Source organism: Paraburkholderia sp. UCT31 (genome assembly GCF_014397655.1).
In the GTDB taxonomy this organism is placed as follows: domain Bacteria; phylum Pseudomonadota; class Gammaproteobacteria; order Burkholderiales; family Burkholderiaceae; genus Paraburkholderia; species Paraburkholderia tuberum.
Genome location: NZ_VZQP01000038.1, coordinates 32,089 through 53,856 on the forward strand (window position 1 = coordinate 32,089; position 21,768 = coordinate 53,856).

19 protein-coding genes are annotated in these 21,768 nt (G+C 64.0%); 7 read left to right on the forward strand and 12 right to left on the reverse strand.

From position 1 onward, the window contains the following. The first annotated feature begins 188 nt into the window (after nt 1-188). Together F6X40_RS27740 and F6X40_RS27745 are read left to right on the forward strand one after the other, a co-directional pair. Nucleotides 189-692: a GNAT family N-acetyltransferase gene (locus tag F6X40_RS27740; protein WP_184052875.1), complete on the forward strand. Its 504-nt coding sequence runs from the start codon at nt 189-191 to the stop codon at nt 690-692. A 30-nt stretch (nt 693-722) separates the two neighbouring features. Continuing rightward, complete coding sequence (locus F6X40_RS27745) at nt 723-1,073, forward strand: DOPA 4,5-dioxygenase family protein (protein WP_090810310.1); 351 nt, start codon at nt 723-725, stop codon at nt 1,071-1,073. Nucleotides 1,074-1,101: 28 nt separating this feature from the next. Here F6X40_RS27745 and F6X40_RS27750 read toward each other — a convergent pair whose 3' ends face one another. The 5 genes from F6X40_RS27750 to F6X40_RS27770 form a co-directional block, all read right to left on the reverse strand. Then, complete coding sequence (locus tag F6X40_RS27750) at nt 1,102-1,416, reverse strand: high-potential iron-sulfur protein (RefSeq protein WP_187616160.1); 315 nt, start codon at nt 1,414-1,416, stop codon at nt 1,102-1,104. A 36-nt stretch (nt 1,417-1,452) separates the two neighbouring features. Continuing rightward, a complete protein-coding gene (locus F6X40_RS27755) occupies nt 1,453-2,142 on the reverse strand; it encodes a nitroreductase (protein WP_187630008.1) in 690 nt (229 codons plus the stop codon). 110 nt (nt 2,143-2,252) lie between these two features. Next, entirely contained in the window at nt 2,253-2,975 is a 723-nt protein-coding gene (locus F6X40_RS27760) for a PepSY-associated TM helix domain-containing protein (protein ID WP_187630009.1), read from the reverse strand. Next, nucleotides 2,972-3,655, reverse strand: a complete 684-nt coding sequence (locus F6X40_RS27765; RefSeq protein ID WP_187630010.1) for a Fe2+-dependent dioxygenase — start codon at nt 3,653-3,655, stop codon at nt 2,972-2,974. The genes F6X40_RS27760 and F6X40_RS27765 overlap by 4 nt, the downstream gene beginning before the upstream one ends. Nucleotides 3,656-3,735: 80 nt before the next feature. Further along, entirely contained in the window at nt 3,736-5,916 is a 2,181-nt protein-coding gene (locus F6X40_RS27770; RefSeq protein ID WP_187630011.1) for a TonB-dependent receptor, read from the reverse strand. Between the two features lie 277 nt (nt 5,917-6,193). Here F6X40_RS27770 and F6X40_RS27775 point away from each other — a divergent pair, with 277 nt between their 5' ends. Continuing rightward, a complete protein-coding gene (locus tag F6X40_RS27775) occupies nt 6,194-7,189 on the forward strand; it encodes an aldo/keto reductase (protein WP_184057878.1) in 996 nt (331 codons plus the stop codon). A gap of 47 nt (nt 7,190-7,236) precedes the next feature. On the opposite strand, the gene F6X40_RS27780 is transcribed toward F6X40_RS27775, so the two are convergent. Beyond that, nucleotides 7,237-7,803 (reverse strand): YbhB/YbcL family Raf kinase inhibitor-like protein, encoded by a 567-nt coding sequence (locus F6X40_RS27780; protein WP_187630012.1) that lies wholly within the window; start codon nt 7,801-7,803, stop codon nt 7,237-7,239. Between the two features lie 200 nt (nt 7,804-8,003). Here F6X40_RS27780 and F6X40_RS27785 point away from each other — a divergent pair, with 200 nt between their 5' ends. Both F6X40_RS27785 and F6X40_RS27790 read left to right on the forward strand, forming a co-directional pair. Beyond that, nucleotides 8,004-8,504: a type VI secretion system amidase effector protein Tae4 gene (locus F6X40_RS27785; RefSeq protein ID WP_187630013.1), complete on the forward strand. Its 501-nt coding sequence runs from the start codon at nt 8,004-8,006 to the stop codon at nt 8,502-8,504. A gap of 47 nt (nt 8,505-8,551) precedes the next feature. Next, entirely contained in the window at nt 8,552-8,962 is a 411-nt protein-coding gene (locus F6X40_RS27790) for a type VI secretion system amidase immunity protein Tai4 (protein ID WP_187630040.1), read from the forward strand. A 137-nt stretch (nt 8,963-9,099) separates the two neighbouring features. Here F6X40_RS27790 and F6X40_RS27795 read toward each other — a convergent pair whose 3' ends face one another. The 4 genes from F6X40_RS27795 to F6X40_RS27810 form a co-directional block, all read right to left on the reverse strand. Continuing rightward, complete coding sequence (locus F6X40_RS27795; RefSeq protein WP_187630014.1) at nt 9,100-9,924, reverse strand: ROK family protein; 825 nt, start codon at nt 9,922-9,924, stop codon at nt 9,100-9,102. 63 nt (nt 9,925-9,987) lie between these two features. Further along, a complete protein-coding gene (zwf, locus tag F6X40_RS27800) occupies nt 9,988-11,607 on the reverse strand; it encodes a glucose-6-phosphate dehydrogenase (RefSeq protein ID WP_187630015.1) in 1,620 nt (539 codons plus the stop codon). Between the two features lie 110 nt (nt 11,608-11,717). Then, nucleotides 11,718-14,528: an MGH1-like glycoside hydrolase domain-containing protein gene (locus F6X40_RS27805; protein WP_187630016.1), complete on the reverse strand. Its 2,811-nt coding sequence runs from the start codon at nt 14,526-14,528 to the stop codon at nt 11,718-11,720. Nucleotides 14,529-14,579: 51 nt separating this feature from the next. Then, on the reverse strand, nt 14,580-16,550 hold the full coding sequence (locus F6X40_RS27810) for an amylo-alpha-1,6-glucosidase (RefSeq protein ID WP_187630017.1): 1,971 nt from the start codon (nt 16,548-16,550) through the stop codon (nt 14,580-14,582). Nucleotides 16,551-16,750: 200 nt separating this feature from the next. On the opposite strand from F6X40_RS27810, the gene F6X40_RS27815 reads away from it, so the two are divergent. Together F6X40_RS27815 and F6X40_RS27820 are read left to right on the forward strand one after the other, a co-directional pair. Then, a complete protein-coding gene (locus F6X40_RS27815; RefSeq protein ID WP_187630018.1) occupies nt 16,751-17,098 on the forward strand; it encodes a hypothetical protein in 348 nt (115 codons plus the stop codon). 99 nt (nt 17,099-17,197) lie between these two features. After that, nucleotides 17,198-19,354 (forward strand): phosphocholine-specific phospholipase C, encoded by a 2,157-nt coding sequence (locus F6X40_RS27820; protein WP_187630019.1) that lies wholly within the window; start codon nt 17,198-17,200, stop codon nt 19,352-19,354. Between the two features lie 109 nt (nt 19,355-19,463). On the opposite strand, the gene F6X40_RS27825 is transcribed toward F6X40_RS27820, so the two are convergent. Together F6X40_RS27825 and F6X40_RS27830 are read right to left on the reverse strand one after the other, a co-directional pair. Beyond that, complete coding sequence (locus F6X40_RS27825; protein ID WP_090807963.1) at nt 19,464-20,381, reverse strand: dihydrodipicolinate synthase family protein; 918 nt, start codon at nt 20,379-20,381, stop codon at nt 19,464-19,466. Nucleotides 20,382-20,638: 257 nt separating this feature from the next. Then, nucleotides 20,639-21,754, reverse strand: a complete 1,116-nt coding sequence (locus F6X40_RS27830) for a succinylglutamate desuccinylase/aspartoacylase family protein (protein WP_184070473.1) — start codon at nt 21,752-21,754, stop codon at nt 20,639-20,641. Nucleotides 21,755-21,768: the final 14 nt, after the last annotated feature.

Consider the following 21,768-nt stretch of genomic DNA (forward strand, 5'->3'; position numbering starts at 1 on the left):
AACCTTGAGCAAAGCGCATGCCACACAACGCAGCAGGCGGCGCCTCGCCGCATCGAGGGTTCGCCCTGCATCGCAAAGTGAGAAGACTGCAACATAGCCGCGTGGTAAAAAAGCGCAGCCGGCGCGACAATCGACGACAATTCTTACTCGCGCTTCGCACGATCATCGCGCGCCACCACCTTCCCGACATGTCCGCCCAACTGCCCGACCAACGATCCGGGTTGACCTTGCGCCCCGCGCAACCCGACGACGAAGCCTTCCTGCTCGAACTGCGCAAGACGACGATGACCGAACACCTGGCGCGCGCCGGCGAGCCGACCGACGACGACGCCCATCGCGCGCGTCTGCTGCATCGCTACGACGCGGCGCAGGTGGTCTGCATCGACGGCGCGCCCGCGGGCTTGTTGAAGGCGCATCGCAACGACGTCGAATGGTTCGTCGTGCAGTTGCAGATCGCGCCGGCGCTACAGGGTCGCGGCATCGGCGAGCAAGCGCTGCGCACGATCCTGCGCGCCGCCGCGGCCGAAGCGTTGCCGGTCAGCTTGCAGGTGCTCAAGGGCAATCCCGCCAAACGGCTGTACGATCGTCTTGGCTTCGAGATCGTCGGCGAGGATCAGACACAGTTTCACATGCGCCTTGCAGCGCGCGCGCCGGCGGAAAGCGAAGCAGAACGAATGTCGGATAAAGACTGATACGGAACGAGCCTGGCAATGAACCCTGATATGACTTTTCGCGCTGCTTCAGCGATACAAAGCTGGCACGCGCACATCTACTTCGACCCGGCGAGCCGCGATGCCGCCTGGGCGTTTCGCGAGCAGATCGACGCGCACTGGGGCGACAAACTGCAGATCGGGCGCTTCCACGAACGGCCGGTCGGGCCGCATCCGATGTGGTCGTATCAGCTCGCCTTCGCGCACACGCAGTTCGCCGACGTGGTCGGCTGGCTCACGCTCAATCACGGCGCGCTCGATGTCTTTCTGCATCCGAACACCGGCGACGCGCTGCGCGATCATCGCGACGCTGCCGTGTGGATCGGGCACTCGCACGAACTCGTGCTGAAGGCGCTGCTATAGCACCGCGGCGAACGCTACGGCGGCGTGCTCACATATTCGTATACGCGCTGCACCAGCCGCGCGACGCGACCTGTTTAGTGCCGAACAGCGTGCAGCCGCCGTATGCGTCCGATGCCTTGCCCTGGAACAGCGAGCAGTTCGCGCACGATTGACCGGCCGCGAAGTTCGGAAATCTGGCCTTGTCGACCTTCGACGCATCTTCGGTATAGCCGACCGCCTGCGCCTGCGGATCGCTCTCGCTGAGCGCATTGGGAACGGTCGCGGCGAACGCGAGCCGAGACAGCGCGAGCGACGAGCCGACGCCCGCGCTGACCAACAGGAAATGGCGCCGCGATGTTTTCATTTTCGTTTGCCTCTGGGTGGGGACTGAGGGATGCGTTCAATCGAGAAAGCGCGCGAAGCGCTCGACCGGTTCGCGCTCGGGGCGCAGCGTATTGACCGGCGCGTTGGGGTCGCCGAAACCGAGCGACATGCCGCACACAAATTGCTCGTTTTCAGGCAGGCCGAGATGTTCGGCAATCAGTCGATGAAACTGCATGAACGCGGCCTGCGGACAGGTGTCGAGGCCGCGCCCGCGCGCGGCCGTCATGATCGCCTGCAGGAACATGCCGTAGTCGAGCCAGCTGCCGCGCTCGAGGCTGCGATCGATCGTGAACAGCAGGCCGACGGGTGCGTCGAAGAAACGGAAATTGCGCGAGTGCTGTTCGTGCATGCGCGCCTTGTCGCCCTTCTCGATGCCGAGCAGGCTATACATGTCCCAGCCGATCTTGCGACGCCGGTCGATGAACGGCGACTGCCACTGGCGCGGATAGTACGCGTACTCCTCCTGGTACAGCTCGTCGCGCTGCGGATCGTCGTAGGCCGCGAGCAGATCGCGCGACAGACGCGCGAGCGATTCGCCCGTCAGCACGTACACCTTCCACGGCTGCGTGTTGGTGCCCGACGGTGCGTGGCTGGCGGCTTCGAGAATCGCTTCGATGTCGGCGCGCTGCACCGGTGTCGGCAGAAAGGCGCGCACCGAGCGCCGCGTGGTCAGCGCGGTGTCGACGGGGTTCGCGGGAGAGGTCATCGGCGGATGGCGGCAGAGCCTGCGGAGTAGGTCTGCGACGATTCTAGCGCGGACCGCTCAAAGCCTGCCCGCCAGCGCGCAGGCGTCGCCCGAAGCGTTGCGCTGCGCCCTTACATCGTCCCCAACACCACCGCCGCCGCAATCGATCCGACCACGAGCGCGAGCCCCACCGTCTTGCGCTTGTTCAACTCGGTCCACAACAGCACGCCCGTCAACGACAGCAGGATCAGGCCGCCCGCGAGCGTATCGATCAGCAGCACCCAACCGACGCTCAAGCCCACACCCTTGTGCAGGTTCGTCAGCATCGCGAGAAAGGTGTTCGCGCTGCGCTTGATCGTCACGCTGTGGTTGCCGACCCAGTATTCCGCCGACGTGTTTTCCTTCGGCGACGCGAAATTCAGTTGCCAGTGCTCGGGCTGCACGATGCTGCGATCGCCCCACGCCACCGGATGCTCGGTCTCCTTCTGCACGCGCCCCGGATTGCCGGCGATCTTCAGCTCCTGCTTGAGCCACTTCGCGAGCTCACGCGGCGTTTGCGGCGCCGGTTGCGGCAGCGGCACCCGCATCACCGACACCTGCGGCTCGCCGGTCGAGACGCGCAGCGGGCCGCCGCGATGATTCAGAAAGAAGCCCGTCGTGCCGAACAGCAGACCGAGCGCCGCGCCCCACAGTCCAACCCACCCATGCACCTTGCGCAGCCACTTGATGAAGGTCGCGCGACGCGAGCGCTGCTGGCGCGATTTCAGTTCATGGTCATCGAGTCGACGCGACTCCTGCGCGTCATGTTCGCCGGCCGCGGGCGGTTGAATGTCGAGGGTGTCCGAGACGCTCACGTTTCACTCCAGGTGCGCAGCAGATTGTGATAACAACCGACGAGGCTGCGTCGCGCAGCTTCGTCGGCATGGGTGGCATTGAGCCGTTGAATCGCGGTGTCCATGTCGAACAGCAGCGCGCGATGCGTGTCGCTGCGCACGAGGCTCTGCACCCAGAAGAAGCTCGCCACCCGCGCCCCGCGCGTGACCGGCGTCACCTGGTGCAGACTCGTCGCCGGATAGACGATCATGTCGCCGGCCGGCAGTTTCACCTGCTGCACGCCGTAGGTGTCCTCGATCACGAGTTCGCCGCCGTCGTATTCGTCGGGCGCGCTGAGAAACAGCGTCACCGACACGTCGGTGCGCAGCTTCACGCCGTTCGGCAGCACGCGCACCGCGCCATCGACGTGGCTGCCGAACTGCATGCCGCCCGCGTAGCGGTTGAAGAGCGGCGGATAGACCTGGTTGGGCAGCACCGCGCTGATGAACAGCGGATTGCGTTCGATCGCCGCGAGAATCACATCGCCGAGTTCGCGCGCGAGCGTCGAGTGCTCGGCGATCTGCTGATTGCGCTTGACCGGCGCGCCCTGATAGCCCGCGGTCGCGCGGCCATCGACCCATGCGTCGCCGGCTCGATCGAGCCGCTCGCGCATGAAGCGCAACTGCCCGGCGTCCAGTACCTTCGGAATGTGCAGCAACATAGTGTGTCCTTCGCGTCGGCTTGCCGTTTGCAGAAGCGGCAAGCCGTGCGCATGCGCTCAGTGCGTATCAAAAGCGCGTATCAAAAGCGGTAGTTGAACGTCGCGAGCAGCGTGCGGCCGATGCCCGGCACCGAACGTCCGCCGTCCGACGGAATCAACGCGTCGTAGTAGTACTTGTTGGTCAGGTTCAGCAGGTTCAGGCGCACGTCGTACTTCTTCGCGTGATAGGCCGCGGTCGCGTCCCAACGCGTGTAGCCCGGCACCTTCACGTAGTTCGTATTCGACGCATAACGTGGCGACATGTAGATCGGACCGCCGCCGATTTCCCAGTGCGGCGTTATCGCGTACGTGGTCCAGAACGTCAGCGTGTTGCGCGGCGTATTGGCCGGCGTGTGGCCCTGCGTGCCGTCGGCCGCTTTCAGGATCGTCGCGTCCATGTACGTGTAGCCGCCGAAAATCTGCCACTTGTCGGTGATGTGCCCCGTCACGCCCGCCTGGAAGCCGTCGACGCGAATGTTGCCGGCCAGCTGGTACTCGGTCGGTGACACCTGCGTGCGCGCGTTGTCCTTTTCCTCGCGGAACAACGCCGAGGTCACCGACATGTTGCCGCCGAACAGATCCCACTTGCCGCCGATTTCATACGACTTCGTCGATTCCGGCGCGAGGTTCTGAGTGAGGTTCGTGACCGTCAGGTTTTCGAGCGACGGGTTGAATGACGTGCCGTACGACACGTAGTACGACTGCCAGTCGGTCGGCTGATAGATGACGCCGGCGCGCACGCTCGTGAAGTAGTTGGTCTGGCTCGCATAAGCCGGCGCGCTGATCGTATTGCGGATTCCCGCCGAGAAACGATCCCAGCGCACACCGCCGATCAGCTTCCAGTGCGGCGTCAGCGTAATCGTGTCGTTCAGGTAAGCGGCAATTTCGTTCGCGCTCGAATCGGCGTAGTTGCCGACCGTCGTCGTCACGTTCGACGGCGTGCCCATGATCGGCGGATTGAGCATCGGCACGATCGGCAGGTTGTTGCGCGTGTACGCCTGGTTCGTATAGCTGTCGTGGCCCACTTCGACACCGGCGATCAGGTCGTGCCTGATCGGTCCGGTGTCGAATTTGTATTCGAGCATCGTGTCGTTGTAGATCGCATGATTCTGGATCACGCGGTCATGACTCTGCAGCTTGATGAACAGTTGCGACGGCGACAGCGTCGTGAAGTTGCCGTTGGTCAACGCTGTGCTGGACGACAGCGGTCCGGTCAGCACCGCTTGCGGCGCGGTTTCGCGCGCGTCGGTCATGGAGTGCGAGATCTGTGTCTGGTTCGTCAGCGTCAGGTCCTCGGAGAACTTGTGCTTGATCGCCGCGGTAAAGATCTGCACGTCCTGGATCGTGCGGTCGCTGGTCAAACCGTAGAACGTGTTCTTCGGTACCGGCGACGGGCGGCCGTTCAGCGCCTGGATGCCGTAGTCGGGCATGTCGTGGTTGTGCTGGATCAGCGCGGATAGCGTGATCTCGGTCGGCGTGCCGATGCCGAAGCGCAGTTCCGGCGCGACGCCGAAGTCCTTGTTCTTCATCACGTCGCGCGTCGAGCCGAGGCTCTGGCCGAATGCATTGAGGCGGATCGCCGAGGTGTCGGTGAGCTTGTGATTCACGTCGACGGTGGAGCGGTAGCGGTCGTCGGTGCCGATCATGCCGGAGACTTCCGCCGAGTCCGTCAGGTTCGCCTTCTTGCTGACCTGGTTGATCACGCCGCCGGTCGAGCCGCGGCCGAACAGCATCGACGACGGACCGTACAGCACCTCGAGCGATTCAAGATTGAACGTGTCGCGGTAGTACTGATTGCGGTCCCGAAAGCCGTCCAGATAGATGTCGTTCTGCGCGGTAAAGCCGCGCAGATTGATGTTGTTGCCGATCTGGCCGCCTTCGGCCGCGCCGATCGTCACGCCGGGCGCGTTGCGCAGCGCGTCCGCAAACGACGTCGCGCCCTGCGAGGCGAGCAGCTCGCGATTGATTACGGTGACGGTCTGCGGAATGTCGCGAAGCGCGGTCGGCGTCTTCGCGCCGACGGTCGCACGGTCGGCCTGGAAGTCCTGCTGAACGGCCTGAGCCTGCACGCCGATGGTCGGCAGCGTCTGCGCGGCGGCGGGTGTGTCGTTCCGTGCGCTGGTTTGTGCGTTCTGCGGCGCGCTTTGCGCGAGCGCCGGGGTCGCCAAAGGAATGGCAAAAGCGAGCGCTAGCGCTGTCGCGAGCGGCGTGTGATTGAGCATGGAAATCCCGTCAGAAATGCGTTTGTCAAATTCGCATCACTGACGTCGAATTCATGACAAAGCCGCAAATGGCTGGCTGCCGCTCTCCGTTGTGAGAGATGGAGATGACGGGATGGCTGGCTAGGTTTAAATGAGAATCGCTATCATTTCATATCTACTGGAAGTCAGCAATCCCGGCGTGCGTCAGGCACACCGAATCGCGACTCGGTTTATCCTTTTTACAACTATGTAGTTTCATCGCTTCGGCAGCGCTTTCCTTCCCTCTGGAGTCGACTTTATGCAATATCGCCAATTCGGCCGCACCGGCCTGACCGTTTCTCGCCTGTGTCTCGGCACCATGACCTTCGGGCTGCAAACCGAAGAAGCCGCATCGCACCGCATCCTCGACACGGCCGCGGACGCCGGTGTCAATTTCATCGATACCGCGAACGTCTATCCGCTCGGCGGCGACGAAAATCTGGCCGGACGCACCGAGGAAATCGTCGGACGCTGGCTGAAGGGCAAACGCGAGCGCTTCATCGTTGCGACCAAGGCGGTCGGCAAGATGGGGCCCGCCGCGTGGGACCAGGGCGCGTCGCGCAAGCACCTGCTCGATGCGATCGACGCGTCCTTGCAGCGCCTCGGCACCGACTACGTCGACCTGTACCAGCTCCATTCCGACGACGCGAAGACCCCGCTCGACGAAACGCTCGAAGCGCTCGATGCGATCGTGCGCTCGGGCAAGGCGCGCTATATCGGCGTGTCGAACTTTCTCGCCTACCGGCTCGCGCGCGCACTGGGGCGCGCGGACGTGCTCCGCGTCGCGCGCTTCGTGTCGGTCCAGCCGCGCTACAACCTGCTGTTTCGCCAGATCGAGCGCGAGCTGCTGCCGCTGGCCGCCGAGGAGCAGCTGGCCGTGATGCCGTATAACCCGCTCGCGGGCGGACTGCTGAGCGGCAAGCACCGGCTCGACGCGACGCCCGCCGAAGGGCGCTTCACCGAAAGCGTCGGCAAGGCTGGCGCGATGTATCAGGAGCGCTACTGGCATGAGCGCGAGTTCGACACGATCGAAAGGCTGAAGGCGATCGTCGCGCCGACCGGCGAATCGCTGGCGAAGGTGTCGCTTGCGTGGGTGCTCGCGAATCCGCTGATTACGTCGGCGATCATTGGTGCGAGCCGCGCGGAGCAGTTGAGCGATACGCTCGCGGCGGCCGGGCTCACGCTCGACGCCGCGATCAAGACCCAGCTCGATGAAGCGAGCGTGCAGTATCGCTGGGGGGACGCGGCGCGCTAGGCGCACGCCGGCAGATCAGGCGCGGCCCGGCGTTCGGCCGCGCGTCTTCATCGTCCGTAGCGCAGCACGGTGCTCGTCGCGGCGAGCACGTGATCCTTGATCGCGGCGTGGAACGCGTCGCGCGTCAAGCCGGCCGGCAATGCGTCGGGCGGCAGATCGAGCGCATAGACCTGCGCCACGTAGTGATGCGGTACCTCGCCGACGGGCGGACACGGGCCGTAATAGCCCGGGCCGCCGGTGCGATTCGTGCCGGCGACGCTGCCCGCCGGCGCGGCTTCGCCTTCGGCGAGTCCGGTCGTGGTAGGCGCGATGCCATAGACGATCCAGTGCACGATGCCGAGGCCTTTCGCGCCGTCGGGATCGAAGATCGTCACCGCGAAACTTTTCGTGCCGGCCGGCGCGTTATGCCATTGCAGCGCCGGCGACACGTTGCCGCCGCCGCAATTGTTCGCGCTCGCCGCGTGGCTTGCGCTGAGCGTGCCACCATCGGCCAGTCCCGGCGACGACACCGCGAAGGCCTGTGCCGCATACGCATGCGCGCTCGCGTAAGCGAGCAGCGCGCACGCGCCGACGGAGAGCAGGCGCCGCGCGAGGTTCAGGTGGATGCGAGTCATTGGAAGTCGCCGGGGTTGGACGTGCCGTTGAGAGCTTTGCAGTTCAGAGAGCAACTATAACGAGAATGTTGTTTTGAGATGGAAGAGGCGGCATATTGCGCACGGGGTTGTGCAAATCAAACAGATAGCTCGTAGGCCGAAACGGTCATCGGCAACCGCACAACGACGATCTTACTGAAGCCGAAAATCAAGGATAGCAAATGACTCGACCTCATTTCACTGCTGCGTGGGCCGCTTCCCAGCGAATATTCGACCCTGCAAATTCAGGTGCCAAGGTTGCAAAAGTAATTGGCGGGTACGTTGAGAAGAACATCAACAACCCTGATCCCAATCAACGCTGGAACAATACCTGCGCAGTACGGATGAGTTACATCTTGAACCACGCAGGTTTGACTATTCCGAACATTCCAGGACGGACAGTATCAGGAGCAGATAAGCGGCAGTATTTTTTCCGCGTCAAAAATCTGATTGCCTTCCTTCAGCAGCGGTGGGGAAGACCTGAAGTCGTCAAGTACCCGCCATCTGGAGGCGGAATGCTTGCTGGCAGGAAGGGGCTGATTCTTTTTGAAGTCTCAGGTTGGTCGGATGCTCAAGGACATGCGACATTGTTCGACGGCAGAGCCTGTTACGACCACTACTATTTCAACGAACCTGAGGCGAAGTATCGCACTGAGCGCGCGAATTTCTGGAGTTTGCCGTGAAGAAGGTCGGGGTTGGCATCCTAACTGGTTTTGCCCTCATCTTCGGCATGACTGTTTGCTATGCAAAAGGCGATCAACGTGCGACTCCACAAGCTGGAGCACGTACTTATGCACAGAATTACAAAGACATGGTTCTCGCTGCTTGCATAGCGACCGCCTACAAGAACGACAAAGATGCTGCCATGGATGCGGGAAGCAGCGTCAGTGCATTGCGAGACTGGACTTACTTTGACTTGGAGAAGGCTCCAGACGCGATCAAAACCTTGGTGGACAATTATTTGGCGCGAAATTATCAAAACCCGCTGGTTGAATCGGAAACTGAAGGTGTCCGTTTCGATTTCCTGAAGTGTCTGGACCTGTATCACAGTAAGGAATTGGACGCACAGGTCAAGCGTTTGGTCATTAACCCCAGGCGCACTTACAGGCAAGATAATCCGTTGCCAGCAAAGCCGAAGTAGTTATGAGCACGTCCAGCGTCGAAGCGCTGACCAGTGCTCGGGCACGGATCGCCTTGGCAATCGTTGATGGGTTGATATGAACCCTTGGACGTGGAGCCGCGGCGCTGGGTACGTGATTGCAGCGGCAATCCACTCCCTCACTTCGGCTTGAACCGCCCCGTCTTCTGCGTCGCCTCCGGATACTGTCGCGTCTCGCGCACCGAAAGCGGATGCCACAATTTCGCGCCGCCCTCGATCCCCGCGTCGTTCGATACGGTCGCCACGTTCGCCGGCAGCGAAAACTTGATGCGCGCCGCGTTGCCGCCGCCGATCCACAGCTTGTCGTAATTGACCAGTGACTCGAGAATGCCGATCACCTTCTCGACACGCCGGCTCCAACGCTTGTTGCCGATCTGCTCGCGCGCGGCCTCGCCGATGTATTCGTCGTACGCGATGCCCTTCTTGCTAACCGGATGATGCGCGAGCTCCAGATGCGGCATCAGCTCGCCATCGCGAAACATCGCGGTGCCGGCGCCGGTGCCGAGCGTCAGCACGAACTCGAGGCCGTGGCCTTCGATCGCCGCGAAGCCTTGCATTTCGGCGTCGTTGATCATCCGCACCGGCAATCCGCCCAGGCGCTGCGCGAGCGAATCCGCGAGCGCAATGTCGTGCCATCCTTCGATGCCGAAGTGCGGCGCGGTCAGAATGCGGTTGTTGCGCACGACACCCGGAAACCCGATCGAGATGCGGACGGGCCGCACCTGCTCGATGAGCGGAGCCACGAGTTGCGCGAGCGCGTCCACCAGTTGATCCGGCGTGCACGGATGCGGCGTCGCAACGCGCACGCGCTCGGTTTTCATCTGCCCGTCGGCGTCGATGATCGCGGCCTTCAGGCCGGTGCCGCCGACGTCGATCGCGAGGATGTGCTCGCTGCCGCTTGTCGGCGCATTCCGTTTCACTGCGTTCTTGTTGCGTGTTGCCACGATGTCTCCCGATTGTATTGAGGCGGTTGTGATGCGGGTCTGCGGGTTGGTTCAAAGGTGCCGCTACGACTTGCCACCGGGCGCTTTCTGCTGCAACGGGCGCCACGCGTGGCCGTCGCGCGCGAGCAGCGCGTCGGCTTCGGCCGGCCCGTCGCTGCCGGCCGCATAGCCGCGCACGGCAACCGCGCCGCCACTCCTCGGATGCAGCACGTCGTCGACCGCGCACCAGCTCGTCTCGATGCTGTCGGCGCGCTGAAACAACGTCGCGTCGCCAAACATGCAGTCGTACAGCAGCGTCTCGTAGCCGACGTTCGCGCTTTCCGCAAAGAAGTCGCCATAGTTGAACGACGACTGTACCGGACCGACCTGCATCACCGGCCCCGGCACCTTCACGTTGAAATCGAAGCTCGACCCGTGCTCGGGATCGATGCGAATGGTCAGCACGTTCGGCGTCAATGCGTCGACCGGCGTATCGCGGAACAGGCGGAACGGCACCGGCTTCAGCTGCACCGAAACCTCGGTGCGGCGCACCGCGAGCCGCTTGCCGGTACGCAGATAGAACGGCACGCCGGCCCAGCGCCAGTTCTCGACGAACACGCGCGCCGCCGCGTAGGTTTCCGTCGTGCTGCCGGGCGCGACGTCGGGCTCCTCGCGATAGCCCACGCCGGCGGGCCCTTTTTCGTACTGGCCGAAGACGACGTCGGCGGACGTCAGCGGCTGGATTGCGTCGAATAGCTCGGCCTTCCTGTTTCGCACGGCTTCGGCGTCGAACGAATTCGGCGGCTCCATCGCGACGATGCCGAGCAGCTGGAACAGATGGTTGGGCACCATGTCGCGAAACGCGCCGGTCTGCTCGTAGAACCTGCCGCGCCCCTCGACGCCGATCGTTTCCGCCGCCGTGATCTGCACGCAGTCGATGTACTCGCGCCGCCAGATCGGCTCGAACATCGCATTCGCGAAGCGCACCGCGAGGATGCTCTGCACGGTGTCCTTGCCGAGAAAATGATCGATGCGGTACACCTGCGACTCCCGCGCATACGACAGGATGTGCGCGTTCAGATCGCGCGCCGATGCGAGATCGGTGCCGAACGGCTTCTCGATCACGAGACGCCGAAAGCCGCCGTTCGCGCCGTCGCCTTCCTTCAGCAGGCCGGCTTTGCCGAGCCGGTCGGTGATCGGTTTGAAAAAACGCGCGCCGACCGCGAGGTAGAAGATCGCGTTACCGCCTTTCGACTGATCGAGCTTCTGCTTCAGCTTCGCGAACGTATCGTCGGATTCGAACTCGCCCGCCATGTATTCGAGGCGCTGCGCGACCCAGTTCCATGCGTTGTCGTCGAGCTTGCCGGCGTGAAAGGTGCTGGCCTTGTCGGCGGCGAACTTCTGCAGCGAGGTATGCAGTTCGTCGCACCATTCGCGCGTTTCGCGCTCGCCGTGATTGACGCCGATGATCTTCATGCTGTCGTCGAGCAGGCCATCGACCGCGAGGTTGTAGAGCGCCGGCATCAACAGACGTTTGGTCAGATCGCCGCCCGCGCCGAAGATCACGAGCGTGCACGGCGGCGCGGGCTTCTTGCCGGCCGGCGACGACAGGGCGTCGTATCGGTTCGCGCTGAGCTTGCAGCTCAGGGCGGGCGCTCCGTTGGGTTGATCGGGAGAAGCGGAAGGGTTCGGTGTGGTCGACATGGGATTCACTTGGACCTCGGTAAGCCGATAGAACGAACGCGGCGATACATGAAAGACCACGGGCGCTGCCGCACAGTTCAATCGCGTTCGTGCGTGAGCGCGCGGCGTGCTTACTTCGTCGTCGTGGCCGGGAGCGACGGTACCGGTTCTTTCGCCACCGCCGGCGTTACCGCGGATGCAGAAGCCGCCGGCACCGGAATCGGCGCGGGCGCCGGCGCCGGTTCCCCCGCCAGCGGCACGTTGCCCGATGCCGCCATCGCGCGCGGCTGCAACAGCAACGCGACGAGCCCGGTCCAGCCGGTCTGATGCGAAGCCCCGACGCCACGACCGTTATCGCCATGAAAATACTCATGGAACAGGATCAGATCCTGCGAACGCGGGTCCGCCTGCAGCAGCGGATACGCACCCATCACCGGCCGCTCGCCGTTTTTGTCCTTCAGGAACAGCGTGGTCGCGCGGCGCGCGAGTTCGTCGGCGATTTCGCTCAACGAGAACTTCTGGCCCGACCCGGTCGGATACTCGACGCGGAAATCATCGCCGTAATAGCGATGAAACTCGTACAGCGATTCGATCAGCAGATAGTTGACCGGCATCCACACCGGCCCGCGCCAGTTCGAATTGCCGCCGAACACGCGGGTATCGGATTCGGCCGGCAGATACTTCACGCAGAAGCTGTTGCCGTTGTGCTGGTACACGAACGGATGATCGCGATGGCAACGCGACAACGCCCGCACGCCGTGATCGGAAAGAAATTCACTTTCGTCGAGCGCACGGCGTAACAGCGCCTTCATCCGATGCCCGCGCAGCAGCGACAGCAAAAGCGCGTTGCCCTTGCCGGGCTCGTTCCAGCGCGACACCAGCTTCGCGAGATCGGGCCGATGCTCGAGAAACCACACGAGGCGCTCGCGCAAGCCCGGCAAGCCGCCGTGCAGACGCTCCTCGAGCACGTGCACGGCGAACAGCGGTATCAGTCCGACGATCGAGCGAACGCGCATCGGCAAGTTGCTGCCGTCGGGCAGGCGCAGCTTGTCGTAGAAGAATTCGTCCTCGCTGTCCCACAGGCCCGTGTCGCAGCCGTCGTCGCAACTGACCGCCTCCGCGATATACAGGAAGTGCTCAAAGAACTTCACACCGATATCGACGAACACATGGTTCGCGTAGGCGAGCTCGAGCGCGATACGCATCAGGTCGAGCGCATACGCGGCCATCCACGCGGTGCCGTCGGCCTGGTCGATGTGGCCGCCGGTGGGCAGCGGCGACGAGCGGTCGAAGATGCCGACGTTGTCGAGCCCGAGAAAACCGCCCTGAAAAATATTGTGGCCGTCGGCGTCCTTGCGATTCACCCACCACGAGAAATTCAGCAGCAGCTTGTGAAACACGAGCTCCAGAAAATCGCGGTCCGCCTTGCCGGTCAGCGCGCGGTCGATCTCGTACACGCGCCACGCGGCCCATGCATGGACCGGCGGGTTCGCGTCGCTCAACGCCCATTCGTAAGCGGGCAACTGGCCGTTCGGGTGCTGATAGCGGTCCTTCACGAGCAGCAGCAACTGCTTCTTGGCGAACGCCGGATCGATCAGCGCGAACGCGGCCGCGTGAAACGCGAGGTCCCACGACGCGTACCACGGGTACTCCCACTTGTCCGGCATCGACACGATGTCCGCGTTGCACAGATGCCGCCAGTCAGTGTTGCGGCCGTGCTTGCGCGCGGCGGGCGGGCTCGGTTGCAGCGGATCGCCGTCGAGCCAGCGCTGCACGTCGTACTGGTAGTACTGCTTCGACCACAGCATGCCGGCGAGCGCCTGACGTTGCACGAGACACGCATCGGGGTCGGTGATCTCGTGTTGCAACGCGCCATAGAATTCGTCGGCTTCGGCGCGGCGCCGCGCGATCAACACGTCGGCATCGAATGGCGCTTCATCGGTTGCCGATTGCGGGTGCCAGCGCAGATACACGACCGCGCGTCCGTGCGGCCCGAACTCGAGCGCCGCATGCGCGGCGGCCCGGGTGCCCGCGTCGTGACGGATCGCGTTCGCGTCGCCGTGCACGAGGTAGTCGTTGAAGCCGTCCTTGAACGGGCCAGCGCCGTCCATGCCGAACAGCCGCTTCACGTTGGTGTCGTTCTCGCAGAACAGCCACGCGAGTTGCGGCGCGTCCTTCGACCACGCGGTCACGACGATCGGTTCGTGCACATGGTGATGGCCAAGCAGACGCACCGCGCCGTCATGACCGGTACCGGCGACGAGCTTCGGCTTGTCCTTGTTCTCTTTCCACGACCACGAGTTGCGCGCCCAGATTTGCGGCAGCACATCGAGCGACGCCGCTTCGTCCGCGCGATTTTCGATCGTCACGCGCATCACGATGTCGTCGGGCGTGTGCTTCGCGTATTCGATCTGGACGTCGAAATAGCGCTGATCGTCGAACACGCCGGTATCGAGTACTTCGTACTCTGGCATATCGCCGCCGCGGCGCGCGTTTTCGTCGATCAGGTCCTGGTATGGATAGGCCGCATGCGGGTACTTGTACAGCATGCGCATGTAGGAATGCGTGGGCGTGCCGTCCAGATAGAAGTACAACTCCTTGACGTCCTCGCCGTGATTGCCCTGCGAGTTCGTCAGGCCGAACAGGCGCTCCTTGATGATCGGGTCCTTGCGGTTCCACAGCGCGAGCGACACGCACCAGCTGAGCCGGTCGTCGCCGAAACCGGCGATGCCGTCTTCGCCCCAGCGGTAGGCGCGGCTGCGCGCATGGTCGTGCGGAAATGAGTCCCAGGCGGTGCCGTTCGCGCTGTAGTCCTCGCGCACCGTGCCCCACTGGCGCTCGCTCAGATACGGCCCCCAGCGCTGCCAGTGGCCGCATTCGGGCGAATGCAGCCGGGAACCTTCGATCGTGGCGAGCAGATTGGCAGCGCGCAGCGGTGGCATGAAAACGTCCTTGCAACAGGCCTGGCGGTGGGACCCACATCGTAGCGCGGTTTACGCGCCGTTGTGCTCGAACCGGGCAAGCAGACTTTCGACGCGCAGCAATTCGCCTAGCGACCAGGCCTGGAACGGCGTGCCGGCGGGCGCGTGCGGCGCGTCGCCGGCGGCGATCTCGGACAGGTGATCGAGGCCCGCGTGATCGAGATGCGCGTACAGCGGGGCGAGAAAACGCGCCCTCGCCTGCGCGAGATTATCGGCACTCGCGCCATTCACTCGCAGCCACGCTTCGACGAACGGGCCGATCAGCCACAACCACGCGGTGCCCTGATGATAGGCGCCGTCGCGTTCGCGCGGCGCGCCGCCGTAGCGGCCGCGATACGCGGGATCGGACGGCGCGAGCGTGCGCAGGCCGAGCGGCGTCAGCAATCGCGCTTCGACCTGACCCACCACCGCGCGCGCCGCCGCGCCTTCGAGCAGCGGAAACGGCAGGCCACCGACCGCGAAGATCTGATTCGGCCGGATCGAGCGGTCGACCGTGCCCGGCACATGATCGACGTCGACGTTATCGAGCAGCGCCTGGGTGGCCGGATCGACGAAGCGCCGGCGAAACGCGAGCGTCGCGAGCTCGGCAGCTTGCCGCCACTGCGGGTTCCATGCTGACGCGATTCGCAGCGCGTTGATCCACAGCGCCTGCACTTCGACCGGCTTGCCGATGCGCGGTGTGACGACCCAGTCGCCGACTTTCGCGTCCATCCACGTCAGTTGCACGCCGGGGATGCCGGCGCGCAGCAGGCCGTCGTCCGCGCACACGCCGATGTTGAAGCGCGTGCCGTTCGTGTAGCCGGTCAGGATCGTTTCGGCGGCCTGCTGCAGATGCGCGCGCGTTTGCGCGCCCGCATGCGGCGTCGCCAGATAGTCGTGAACCGCGACGATGAACCATAGCGACGCGTCGACCGAGTTGTATTCGGGCGCGTCGCCGTAGTCGGGGAAGCGGTTCGGCAGCATGCCTTCGGACAGCGTGCCCGACCATTCGAGCAGGATCGCTTCGGCATCGTCGAGACGGTTCGACTCGATCAGCAGGCCGCGCATCGCGATGAACGTGTCGCGGCCCCAGTCGGTGAACCACGGAAAGCCCGCGAGGATCGTGCGGCCTTCGTTGCGCGTGACGACGTAGGCGTCGGCCGAACGTTGCAGGCGTGAGCCGAGTGCGGCGCGGCGTTGTTGTTCGGTGTGGGCGAGTTGGGCGGCGTGGGCGGTGGTTTGGGGTTTGTCGTTCGCGCATTCGGTGGCGGACGTGCTCGACGCGCTCAGAATCATCACCGCGTCGCCCTCCGCGAGATCGAAGCTGAACACGCCGGGCGTCGCGAGATCTTCGCTGCAATCGAGACCGCGCTCCTGCTCGCGCACGTAGCAGAAGTTGCGATACCAGTCGGGCGCATGCGTATAGGCACCGTTCGTCGCCGCTCGCACGACCGGCAGTCCGCCATACGGTTGCCAGCTCGCGCACGACTGATCGGCGCTGACTTGCACGCCGAAGTTGAAGGCCGGATTCTCGTGATGCAGCGCATGATAGTCACGGCCCGACAGCAACGGTCTGATCTTCAGCACGGGCGCATCGAGTTCGCCGCCTTCGAGCCGCCAGCGCAATACCGTTTCGCACGTCGCTTTGCTGACGAACACGTCGGCGATCATCGCCGCGTGCGCACCGAGTCGAATGCGCCACGTCGGCCACGGCGCGGTGTCGAAGCTGGCAAGGCGGCCGCGCAAATCCGGATAGATCACGTCAGGCCCATAGCGTTGCATGGTCAACGCGAAGCGCTCGCCGCCCGCCTCGACCCACGCCTCGATGCCGTTGACGAGCACCAGGCGCCCGCCCGGCGCGCGCGTCGCGGCTAGCAGCAGCGCATGGTAGCGGCGCGTGCGCAACATGCCGAGCGTGCCCGAAGCAAAGCCGCCGAAGCCGTCGGCTTCGAGCCATTCGTCTTCGAGTTGCGAGATGTCGATGGGCGAATCGATGCGAGTCATTGAATCGTGCTCATGCGCGAACGATAAAGCAGCAAACATAGCGCAGATGGCAGCGCCATGAACATTGACCTTCCCGATACTTTCCATTTTCTTTCGATCAACCGACGATTTATCGAAAGTTATGCCGGGCGCAAACGTTTCACAATTATTTCTTGAAAGGAATGGAGACTGCACCCGCTTTCATCGAACCGGATGCAGACATGAGAAAAATCAGTTGCATCGCGAGCGCCGCATTGCTGGCGCTTGCCACGATAGCGTTGAACGGTTGCGGCGCGGACGACTCCTCTTCCACGAGCATCGCGACGACCACGAGCCTTGCGCCGAACGACGCGGCGCAACGCCCCGCAATGGCGGCAGCGGCAGTGGCGACTCCCAACGCCTCAGCGCCATTCGCGAACAACACGGCGGCCAACACGGCGAACAACGCGGCAAGTGGCGCAGCCGCCACCGACGCGATCACGCAAAACGTGCAGGCCAGTCTCGCGGCCGACAGCCAGCAGGTCGCGCCGGTCATGCGCTACGCGCCCGGCGACAGCGCGAACAACTAGTTCGCAACTGATCAGCAAGAGCAACGCGTAACCGACCACGAAACACCCCAAAGCACGCTCACGCGCGCCATTCTTCCCCTACGCAGAAGGTGATATTCGATGACATCAACTAGCCGTCGCCGTTTCCTGCAAACCGTGGCTTCATCCGCGGGCGCCGCCGCCGCGATGACCGCATTGCCCGAGTCGATCCGCAACGCGCTCGCCGTGCCCGCGTTTTCGCGCACGGGCACGATTCGCGATGTCGAGCACATCGTCGTGTTCATGCAGGAGAACCGCTCGTTCGACCACTACTTCGGCCATCTGCGCGGCGTGCGCGGCTACAACGACCGCTTCCCGATTCCGCTGCCGAGCAGCCTGCCGGTGTGGAATCAGCCGTCGAAGGAAGACCCGACCAAGCCGGTGCTGCCGTTCCATCTGGACACCGCGACGACGAGCGCGCAATGCGTCGGCGATCTCGATCACTCGTGGTACAAGACCCAGTACGCGATCGACGGCGGCCGCTACGACCAGTGGCCCGCCAACAAGACCGACATGACGATGGGCTACCACCTGCGTAGCGACATCCCGTTCCACTACGCGCTCGCCGACGCGTTCACGATCTGCGATGCGTACTTCTGCTCGTTGCCGGGACCGACGCACCCGAACCGCGCGTATCTGATGACCGGCATGGTCGACCCGACCGGCACGATGGGCGGACCGCTGCTCGACAACAACGACTGGGTCGACGGCGATGGTCCGCCGAACTATCAGTTGCTGTCGTGGACCACGTACCCGGAGCGTCTGCAGGCCGCGGGCATTTCGTGGCAGATCTATCAGCAGGGCACGTCGGGCGCCGATCCGCTGAATGGCAATTACGGCACCAACATCCTGCAGAACTTCACGAACTTCATCAACGCGCAACCCGGTTCGCCGCTCTACCAGCGTGCGCAAACGGTCCGCACGATCGACGACCTGAAAGCCGACGTGCTCGCGAACCAGTTGCCGCAGGTGTCGTGGCTGTGCCCGCCGGCCGCCTACTCGGAGCATCCGAGCTACACGCCCGCGTACGGCGCCGAATACACGTCGCAGATTCTCGACGCGCTGACGTCGAACCCCGAGGTGTGGAGCAAGACCGTGCTCTTCATCATGTACGACGAGAACGACGGCTTCTTCGATCACCTCGTGCCGCCGCAACCGCCGACGACCTCCACCCAGGGCAAGTCGACGGTGACGACCGACGGCGAGATCCACAATGTCGTCAATCCGCTGCGCGGCGGCAGCTACACCGCCGACGGCTATCCGTATGGCCTCGGCCCGCGCGTGCCGATGACGATCGTGTCGCCGTGGACCAAGGGTGGCTTCGTGTGCTCGCAGGTGTTCGATCACACGTCGGTGATCCGCTTCATCGAAACGCGCTTCGGCGTGCATGAGCCGAACATCACGGCATGGCGTCGCGCGGTGTGCGGCGACCTGACCACCGCGTTCGACTTCCGCACGCCGGATGCGAAGATGCCGTCGCTGCCGGACACCAGCAACTACATGAGCATGGCCGACAACCAGTGCAAGACGCAACCGAAGCCGACCGTGCCGACGACGCCGACTCCGGTCGATGCGCAGGAAGCGGGCATCCGTTTCGCGCGCGCGTTGCCGTACGAACTGCATGTGAACGGCGCGGCGAACGCGGGCAACGACACGTTCGAAATCACGATCGGCAACACCGGCGACCAGGGCGCGCACTTCTACGTGTACGCGACGAATCGCACCGACGGTCCGTGGCGCTACACGGTCGAAGCGGGCAAGTCGCTCAGCGACACGTTCGACCTGAGCACGACGAACGGCGTGTATGCATTCGACGTGTTCGGCCCGAACGGCTTCGTGCGCAAGTTCGCGGGCAACACCCAGGCGAGCACGCAAAGCACGCAGAATGGCCATGGCAACGGTCATGGCAGCAACCAACCGGTGCGGCCTGAAGTGACCGCGCAATACGACGTCGCGAATGGCAACGTGTTCCTGAAGTTCACCAACAGCGGCGGCGGCATCGCGCATCTGACGGTGATCGACAACGCGTACGGCGCGCGCCCGCGTACCGTGGTCGTGCCGGCCAATGCGCGTATCGAAGAAGACTGGGTGCTTGCGTCGAGCCATCACTGGTACGACCTGACGGTGACGAGCAGTGACGACGCGAGCTTCTCGCGCCGCTTTGCCGGTCACGTCGAGAACGGCCGGCCGAGTATCAGCGATCCGGCTGCGGTTGCGCCGGTGCTGAGCGCGAGTTGAGGCAACCACCGCCAGCCCTGCTTACTCGCAGTAAGATTCGGCATCCTGTCCCGCCTACGTGGCGGACAGGGTGCCGATGTTTTTTAAGGCTCGTATTGAACCGCGGTGCTTAGAGACCGACGTCCGGCAGCGCCGGACGCGTGGCGAGCGCCTTGGCGACGATGTCTTTGACTTCGGCGAGCGCGTCGCCTTGCAGCGCGAGGCGCGGCGGACGCGTGACAGCGCTGCCGCGGCCGAGCAGTTCCTCGCACAGCTTGATGCATTGCACGAGGTCGGGGCGCGCGTCGAGGTGCAACAGCGGCATAAACCAGCGGTACAGCGACAGCGCTTCATCGAAACGCTTCTGCGTGGCGAGGCGAAACAGCGTCTCGCCCTCCTTCGGGAACGCGTTCGACATGCCCGACACCCACCCTTGCGCACCGACCGCGATGCTTTCGACGACGACGTCGTCGAGGCCGGCGAACAGCACGAAGCGGTCGCCCACCGCGTTGCGCAGATCGATGAAGCGGCGCGTATCGCCCGACGAATCCTTGAAGCAGACGATGTTCTCGCAGTCCTGCAGTGCGATCAGCACGTCCGGCGTGACGTCGTTCTTGTAGATCGGCGGGTTGTTGTAGATCATCACCGGCAGATCGGTGCTGGTTGCGACCGAGCGGAAATGCGCGGCGGTTTCGTGCGGCTTCGCGGAATAGACGAGCGCCGGCATGACCATCACGCCGTCGACCCCGACACGCGCGGCTTCACGCACCGTCTGCCGCGCGAACTCGGTCGTGAACTCGGCGACACCCGCGACGACCGGCACCTTGCCGCCAGCCGCGTCGCGCGCGGCCTCGATCACCTGCAGTTTTTCCGACGTGCTCAGCGAGGTGTTTTCGCCAACCGTGCCGCAGACCACCAGACCCGACACCCCGTCCTTGACGAGATTGCTGACCACGCGGTGCGTCGCGTCGATGTCGAGCGAAAAATCCGGCTTGAACTGGGTGCTGACGGCGGGAAACACCCCGCTCCATTGGATAGCCTTGCTCACTTTGTCCGTCTCCTTCAAAAAGCCGGCCGCGCCGACACACGTTGAGTATGACGACGAGTATCGGCCTTTATCCCGAGGCGGGCTTGGGCTTTTTCGTGGCTGAAAGAGATTAAATCCGCACAACAGGCGAGGCGCCGGATCGCCGGCCGGGCGGCGCCGGCGACTTCGCAGCAAGGCGGCTGAGGCGCACGTTAGCACCGTCGCGTGAGGCGTCGAGGCGGCCCCTGGATGCCGAGTCCGGCATAGCCGTTACGCGATCAGGCGCCCAGCAATACGCCCGTTCGGATCGGCCGCGTGCCGGTCACGCGACCGAGCGGCGCACCGGCCGTCGCGAAACGGATCGCGCGCCGCATGTACAGCACCCCTTCGGTCTGGCTCGCGATCGTGGTCGTCTCGTCGGTCAGCGGATCGACGATATCGAACAGCGGCTGGCCGACGCGGATCTTGTCGCCGATCTTCGCGCGGTGCACGAGAATCCCGCTCACCGGCGCATAGAACTGCTCGCTGCCCGCGAGCGGCGTCGCCGGCGACAGCAGCGGCGGCAACGGCTTGGCCTCGCCCCGAATCGCGCCGCGCCACACCAGATAGTCGACGAGCGCGTCGGCATCCTGCTGCGCGACTTCATACGACACGTCGCGCTGGCCGCGGCATTCGACCGTCACCGCGATCGCGCCGGTCGGCACCGGCTTGCTCGCCGGCATCTGCTGCTGCAACGTCCACCACAGCAGGCTGTGGGTTTCGTCGAACGCGCCGCCGCCCGAATCGGTCGCGAGCAACGACGCCTCTGCACCGAGATAGCGCGACAGCGGCTCGAACTCGGCCCAGGCGGATTCGCTCGTGTACACATGCATTGCCGCTTCGAGCGAGCAATGCAGATCGATCACGACGTCCGCGTCGCACGACAACTTCAGGAGCGCCAGTTGCAGCGACTCGAATTCGGTCAGCGGCTTCTGTTGCGCGAGTTCGGCCGCGAGCAGCTCGCGCACGATGCGGCGGTTCTCGTTCGCGTCGGCGCCGAGCGCCTCTTTCGCATTCGCGACGAGCTTTGCGAACTGCACGAAATGCCGGTTGAAGTTCTTGCCACTGCCGAGATCGAAGCGACCGATGAACTGCCCGAGCACGTATTGACTGAGCCCGACCGGATTCGACACCGGCACGAGCACGATTTGAGCGCTCAGCGCGCCGGCTTCCTCGAGCTCCCGCAGACGCCGCTTCAGCAGCACCGTGGTCAGCATCGCGGGCGTTTCGTCGGCATGCAGCGACGCCTGGATGTAGATCTTCTGCCCGCTATTGGCCGGGCCGAAATGAAACGACACCAGTTCGCGGTGCGTGCCGATGGCTGGCGACACAAGCGGAATCGATTGCCTGTTCATGAATGGAAAGCCGT

What these genes read in the sequence shown, in the direction of transcription:
- F6X40_RS27740 (WP_184052875.1), top strand. Translation starts at nt 189, where the DNA reads ATGTCCGCCCAACTGCCCGACCAACGATCCGGGTTGACCTTGCGCCCC.
- F6X40_RS27745 (WP_090810310.1), top strand. Translation starts at nt 723, where the DNA reads ATGACTTTTCGCGCTGCTTCAGCGATACAAAGCTGGCACGCGCACATC.
- F6X40_RS27750 (WP_187616160.1), bottom strand. Translation starts at nt 1,416, where the DNA reads ATGAAAACATCGCGGCGCCATTTCCTGTTGGTCAGCGCGGGCGTCGGC.
- F6X40_RS27755 (WP_187630008.1), bottom strand. Translation starts at nt 2,142, where the DNA reads ATGACCTCTCCCGCGAACCCCGTCGACACCGCGCTGACCACGCGGCGC.
- F6X40_RS27765 (WP_187630010.1), bottom strand. Translation starts at nt 3,655, where the DNA reads ATGTTGCTGCACATTCCGAAGGTACTGGACGCCGGGCAGTTGCGCTTC.
- F6X40_RS27770 (WP_187630011.1), bottom strand. Translation starts at nt 5,916, where the DNA reads ATGCTCAATCACACGCCGCTCGCGACAGCGCTAGCGCTCGCTTTTGCC.
- F6X40_RS27775 (WP_184057878.1), top strand. Translation starts at nt 6,194, where the DNA reads ATGCAATATCGCCAATTCGGCCGCACCGGCCTGACCGTTTCTCGCCTG.
- F6X40_RS27780 (WP_187630012.1), bottom strand. Translation starts at nt 7,803, where the DNA reads ATGACTCGCATCCACCTGAACCTCGCGCGGCGCCTGCTCTCCGTCGGC.
- F6X40_RS27785 (WP_187630013.1), top strand. Translation starts at nt 8,004, where the DNA reads ATGACTCGACCTCATTTCACTGCTGCGTGGGCCGCTTCCCAGCGAATA.
- F6X40_RS27790 (WP_187630040.1), top strand. Translation starts at nt 8,552, where the DNA reads ATGACTGTTTGCTATGCAAAAGGCGATCAACGTGCGACTCCACAAGCT.
- zwf (WP_187630015.1), bottom strand. Translation starts at nt 11,607, where the DNA reads ATGTCGACCACACCGAACCCTTCCGCTTCTCCCGATCAACCCAACGGA.
- F6X40_RS27805 (WP_187630016.1), bottom strand. Translation starts at nt 14,528, where the DNA reads ATGCCACCGCTGCGCGCTGCCAATCTGCTCGCCACGATCGAAGGTTCC.
- F6X40_RS27810 (WP_187630017.1), bottom strand. Translation starts at nt 16,550, where the DNA reads ATGACTCGCATCGATTCGCCCATCGACATCTCGCAACTCGAAGACGAA.
- F6X40_RS27815 (WP_187630018.1), top strand. Translation starts at nt 16,751, where the DNA reads ATGAGAAAAATCAGTTGCATCGCGAGCGCCGCATTGCTGGCGCTTGCC.
- F6X40_RS27820 (WP_187630019.1), top strand. Translation starts at nt 17,198, where the DNA reads ATGACATCAACTAGCCGTCGCCGTTTCCTGCAAACCGTGGCTTCATCC.
- F6X40_RS27830 (WP_184070473.1), bottom strand. Translation starts at nt 21,754, where the DNA reads ATGAACAGGCAATCGATTCCGCTTGTGTCGCCAGCCATCGGCACGCAC.